General features: G+C 45.9%; 5 protein-coding genes and 1 pseudogene. All 6 read right to left on the minus strand.

Annotated elements, in window-relative coordinates:
• Window positions 1–336: 336 nt before the first annotated feature.
• A complete protein-coding gene (rpsI, locus tag ACEW8S_RS14670) occupies window positions 337–723 on the minus strand; it encodes a 30S ribosomal protein S9 (protein WP_373518880.1) in 387 nt (128 codons plus the stop codon).
• Window positions 724–1179: a 50S ribosomal protein L13 gene (rplM, locus tag ACEW8S_RS14675; protein ID WP_373518881.1), complete on the minus strand. Its 456-nt coding sequence runs from the start codon at window positions 1177–1179 to the stop codon at window positions 724–726.
• 298 nt (window positions 1180–1477) lie between these two features.
• On the minus strand, window positions 1478–1828 hold the full coding sequence (locus tag ACEW8S_RS14680) for a T9SS type A sorting domain-containing protein (protein WP_373518882.1): 351 nt from the start codon (window positions 1826–1828) through the stop codon (window positions 1478–1480).
• A gap of 518 nt (window positions 1829–2346) precedes the next feature.
• Window positions 2347–2442 (minus strand): annotated as a pseudogene (locus ACEW8S_RS14685) (hypothetical protein); the annotation flags it as partial.
• A gap of 63 nt (window positions 2443–2505) precedes the next feature.
• Window positions 2506–5343, minus strand: a complete 2838-nt coding sequence (gene polA / locus ACEW8S_RS14690; RefSeq protein WP_373518883.1) for a DNA polymerase I — start codon at window positions 5341–5343, stop codon at window positions 2506–2508.
• Window positions 5344–5418: 75 nt separating this feature from the next.
• Window positions 5419–5747, minus strand: a 329-nt coding sequence (locus ACEW8S_RS14695) for an isoaspartyl peptidase/L-asparaginase (protein ID WP_373518884.1), incomplete at its 5' end; no start/stop codon positions are given.

Here is a 5747-nt window from a genome sequence, read left to right on the forward strand (position 1 = left end):
GTGAGGTGTCCAAAATGTACACCTGCTTCCAATAATTGTTTTACTTCGACTTTCGCCATGTTTACTTTAGTTTACGTTCCTTTGAATAGGCAATACCCGAGTGGTATCCCGACAGTTGGGCCGGAAAGCCTCTGGTATTTAGATGCTAAACTAACGGTGATCTAATGCCTGAAGGCAAAATCTACCGAAAAAACCATCCTAATAAAAAAAGACAGTCTTTAATTTATCCCTATCCCAAAGATGTATTGGGAACAGGACTTTCAATGAACTAGGTTAAAAAATAGATAAATGAAACATCCATCCCCAGAAAGAATCCGAAGATGGATGCCGATACTCTTAACGTTTAGAGAACTGGAATTTCTTACGGGCCTTCTTCTGACCGAATTTCTTACGTTCCACCATTCTTGGATCACGGGTCAAAAGACCTTCGGGCTTGAGCACGGTCCTGTTTTCCGCGTCTACCTCGCACATAACCCTAGAAAGCGCCAAGCGGATAGCTTCTGCCTGACCTGTGATTCCGCCGCCATAGACATTTACATTTACATCGTATATGTCTTCGCTGCCGGTCAATGAAAAAGGTTGTTTCACCTTGTACTGTAGGGTCGCCGTGGAAAAGTAGTCATTGAGGTCCCTTTGATTTACCGTAATATTTCCTTTTCCTTCCGAAACATAGACACGGGCGACCGCCGTTTTTCTTCTCCCAATTTTGTGAATGGTCTCCATTTATTTGAATTCTTTTAAATTGATAAGCGTTGGTTTTTGGGCTTCATGGTTGTGCTCGGAACCCACCACTACCTTAAGATTTCTAAAAAGCTCGGCACCCAGTTTATTTTTGGGAAGCATACCCTTGATCGCCTTTTCTACGATTCGTTCCGGATGCTTGGCCAAGACCTCTTTTGCGGATTTCGATCGCTGCCCACCGGGATAGCCCGTGTAGCGCTGGTAGACCTTATCTTCCCATTTATTGCCGGTCATAGTCACCTTTTCTGAATTGATGACGATAACGTTGTCACCACAATCGACGTGGGGGGTAAAATTCGGCTTGTGCTTTCCTCTGAGCATTTTGGCGACCTTAGAGGCCATTCGACCCAACGTCTCCCCTTCTGCATCTACCAAAACCCATTGTTTGTCAACAGTCTTCCTGTTGGCCGAAACGGTCTTATAACTTAATGTATCCACTGTGGTAACTTTAAAATTAGTTGTACTCTCCCGAAAACGGGCTGCAAATGTACACTAATAAAGTTATATTGCAAACCCTTGTTTCCGAATATTTATTTTAAAGATTTAGGGTGATTCCACCGGAGTAATACGTGGTCAATCCGATATTTTTTTATTTAGGATTCTAGACCCGAATTGACCCCGGTCTCTTCAAAGATGGCATCATCAAAAAGGCCGCATCGAATAGCGATGCGGCCTTTGGAAAGTAAAGGGATACTTGAATCTTTTTTGGTTGTCGGATGATTCGTTTATGGTGGTCTTACTGCTTGTAGAATTTCGTCCGTACCTGTTGTTCATCCGAATGTACTCGGATGATATACGCCCCTGGTCTAAGTGTAGCAATAGGAATGTTCAGGGCATTGCGCCGAATGGCCCACTGATGGGAAGAAACAGTGTTACCATAGATATCCGATATGATGATATCTGCCTTCTCCGTGTTTCTTAGACCGAGAACATTGACTACATTCGTTGCAGGGTTCGGGAATACCTTGACCTTGGGCTCCACGGCCCGTTGTGTTTTAGCAGTCGGTTCGCTTTCCGAAGTATCGGATTGGGCGTTACCGATCAGGGTAATCGTCAATAGGAGCAAAAGACTAAAATACTTTTTCATCACTTGTTTCCGTTAGGGACGGGATTTTAGGATAAAAGTATTCCGTTCTTGGCGTACTGGGGAAAAAATGTTGTGAAACGGGAATTTTTGTAGGTGAAAAGGGAATTGCAGGCCATCGGCATTTTTAAATTACACCCCATTAGCGGATAGATCAATTTGAAGTCTGAACTGCTGTAACGCTCCATGAGAAATAGGTGTCCTTCGGAAGGTTAGCGTGTTTTTCTGCCGCGGTGGACGAGACAAAGGTGTTATGAGCCGAATCCTAGATCAGTGAAACACAAAATCAATGGCTCTCTAACCTGTATTCCAAAAAAATTCAAAAAACCAATATCAGAATCCAGAACGAAGCAAAAAAGAGTACCGTATAGGTAATTAGGGGCCTATAATGATGTGAAAAACAATGTTCGCTTTCAAATTTTACGGGGTCGAAGAAATAATAATATCTGATACCAAATAAAATAAAAACTGAAACTATCACTGTAATTTTCTGTAATCTGGAAAATTGCTATATATCAGTTTCAACACCCCCAATGGTTCTCAAAAATCATATCACTGATTTTCAGGCTCTTTGCGGAAATTACGATCCGATTTTGTAGCGGGGAATCATCGATAGCATCAAACTCGGAACGGTTTAGTAAATTTGATGTCTGTTAAGAACCTATTACCACAGCAATGATTCAATGCGCCTCCAACCAGTTATCGCCGATGCCCAACTCCACATCTAAGGGCACTGATAGCTTATAGGCGTTCTCCATTTCGGATTTTATCAACGGCTTGAGTTCATCCAATTCGGGTTTGTGGATGTCGAACACCAATTCATCGTGTACCTGCAAGAGCATTTTACTTTTATAGTTTCCTTCGGATAGTTTTTTGTGGATATTGATCATCGCAATTTTTATGATATCGGCCGCACTACCCTGGATCGGGGCGTTAACGGCGTTACGTTCCGCCGCTCCGCGTACCACTTGGTTACTGCCGTTGATGTCCTTTAAGTACCTACGCCTTCCCAAAATGGTCTGCACATAGCCATTTTCACGAGCGAAATCGATCTGCTCGCCCATATAATTGCGAAGCTTGGGATAGGTCCTATAATAGGTATCAATCAGTTCCTTAGCCTCTGATCGGGACAGGTCTGTCTGGTTGCTCAGTCCGAAGGCGGATACGCCGTAGATAATGCCGAAGTTGACCGTTTTGGCATTGCTGCGCTGCGCGCGGGTGACCTCATCGATAGGCACGTTGAATACCTTGGATGCCGTGGATGCGTGAATATCCTCCCCGTTCGTGAACGCCTCGATCATGGTGGTCTCCTCGCTCAGGGCAGCGATGATCCGGAGCTCGATCTGTGAATAATCCGCGGCCAGCAGTACGTAGTTCTCGTCTCGAGGGATGAAGGCCTTGCGCACCTGCCGTCCGCGTTCGGTTCTGATAGGAATGTTCTGCAGGTTGGGATTGTTGCTGCTCAATCTTCCCGTAGCCGCTACGGTCTGCATGTAATCGGTATGTACGCGTCCCGTGGATGGCGCTATCTGTTCCGGAAGGGCGTCGATGTAGGTACTTTTCAGTTTGCTCAGTCCCCGATACTCCAAGACTTGCTGAATGATTTTATGATCTTTGGACAAGTAGGAAAGGGTATCCTCGGCGGTGGAGTATTGACCGGTCCGCGTTTTCTTGGGTTTGTCGACCAGTTTCATTTTATCGAAAAGGATTTCCCCCAATTGTTTGGGAGAACCGATATTGAATTCCTCCCCCGCTTCCCTATAGATGATTTCTTCCAGATTTTTGATGTCATTTTCCAAATCTTCGGATAGGGAGTTCAGGAATTTTTTATCCAGATTAATACCTTCCAGTTCCATATCGGCCAACACCCGCAGCAGCGGAATCTCGATGTCGTTGAAGAGTTTATCGGTCTTGGCTTCGGCCAGTTCGGGACTGAAATGCTGCGCCAGCTGAAAGGTGATATCGGCATCCTCGACGGCGTACTCCGTCTGTTTTTCCAAAGGAACATCCCGCATATTGAGCTGGTTCTTTCCTTTTTTACCGATCAGTTCTGCAATGGAAACAGGCGTATAGTTGAGATAGGTTTCGGCCAGCACATCCATATTATGCCGCATATCGGGATTGATCAGATAGTGTGCGATCATCGTGTCGAAAAAGCGCCCCTTGACCTTAATAGTGTACTTATCGAGTACTTTGATATCGTACTTTAGATTTTGGCCGACCTTCTCGATGTTTTCGGATTCAAAAAACGGACGGAGCTGTTCGATAAGCCCTTGGGCTTCTTCCTTCTTTGCAGGAAAGGGAACATAAAAGCCTTTCGTGGCTTCCCAAGAAAAGGCGATACCCACCAATTCGGCGGACAACGGATTCAAGTCCGTCGTCTCGGTATCGAAACAAACGGATGTCTGCTTCATCAAATTTTTTAGGAAGAGTTCCATGGCCATACCTTGGGCGACGCTTTGGTACGAGTGCGATACCTCTTTGATGGTCTTTCGGCTGTTGAAGTCCTTTATAGTTTCTCCCGAATCCCCCGCTTCGCCACCGAACAATGAAAACTGTCCGCCTCCTGCTTCGTTCGCTTGAGCCTTTGCCGTCGGGGTACTGCTGACCTGCGCTTGGACCGTATCGTCTTCCCCGGAAAATATTTTGATGAATTGGTCTTTTAGACGACGGAACTCCAGCTCTTCAAAAAGCACTTGCACTTTTTCGCTATCGGGCTTCGAAAGTTCATAATCTTCGGCATCGAAGGTGACATCACAATCGATAATTATGGTGGCCAGTTTTTTGGATAGTCTTCCCAGCTCCGCACTTTCCTCGATCTTCTCCTTCATTCTACCCTTCAATTTGTCGGTATTTTCCAACAGGCCTTCCATCGAACCGAACTGCTTGATGAACTTTTTGGCCGTTTTATCGCCGACACCGGGAAGTCCGGGAATATTGTCGCTGGCATCGCCCATCATCCCCAAGTAGTCGATGACCTGTTCCGGCCGCTCGACCCCAAAACGCTTCCGCACTTCGGGAATGCCCCATATTTCGATACCGTTGCCCATACGCGCCGGTCGGTACATAAAGATGTTTTCGGAAACCAGCTGTGCAAAATCCTTATCGGGAGTGACCATAAAGACCTTATAATCTTCCTTTTCGGCCTGTTTGGCCAAGGTACCGATGACGTCGTCTGCCTCTAGCCCCGACAATTCGATACAAGGTATATGCATGGCCTTCAGAATATTCTGTATCCAAGGAATAGCCGTTCTGATGGCATCGGGCGTCTCGTCGCGATTGGCCTTATAGTCTGCATACATTTCGACACGTTCGGCACTACCATCCTTATCGAAACACACGGCCAGATGATCGGGCCTCTCCCGTTTGATGACATCGAAAAGGGAATTCATAAAGCCCATGATAGCGGAGGTATCCATTCCCTTGGAATTTATTCTCGGATTTTTTATCAGGGCATAATATCCACGGAAAATAAGGGCGTAGGCATCAAGGAGAAAGAGGCGTTTTTGTGTTGACATCTGTCGAAATTAAAAATATAAAGTTAGCGGTACAAAATCAAATTATAGACTCGGTGTTGGGAATTTCGTTCCAAACTACGAATCAAGGTAAGAGGTGGAGGGCGTGTTAAAATGCCCTTCCCCCGAATACGTGCGATAGCTGAACCCGGGATGGATACAATACCCGCCAGTCTCCCCTTTTTTATTAATGGCGATAAAGCCGATCTGAAAGTCCTGTTTATCCTTGTTTTTGGCAAGGATGCGCCTTACCCCTTCTTCACAGGCCTCTTGCGGACTTTTGCCTTGCCGCATAAGCTCTACGATCAAGAAACTACCCATGGTACGAATGACTTCTTCCCCAACTCCGGTGGCCGTAGCGCCGCCGATCTCGTTATCGACAAATAGCCCCGCACCGATAATGGGCG

It is taken from the genome of Pricia sp. (genome assembly GCF_041745955.1).
Lineage (GTDB): Bacteria > Bacteroidota > Bacteroidia > Flavobacteriales > Flavobacteriaceae > Pricia.

Coding starts and splice junctions, on each gene's coding strand:
- rpsI (WP_373518880.1), bottom strand. CDS start 723: ATGGAGACCATTCACAAAATTGGGAGAAGAAAAACGGCGGTCGCCCGT.
- ACEW8S_RS14680 (WP_373518882.1), bottom strand. CDS start 1,828: ATGAAAAAGTATTTTAGTCTTTTGCTCCTATTGACGATTACCCTGATC.
- polA (WP_373518883.1), bottom strand. CDS start 5,343: ATGTCAACACAAAAACGCCTCTTTCTCCTTGATGCCTACGCCCTTATT.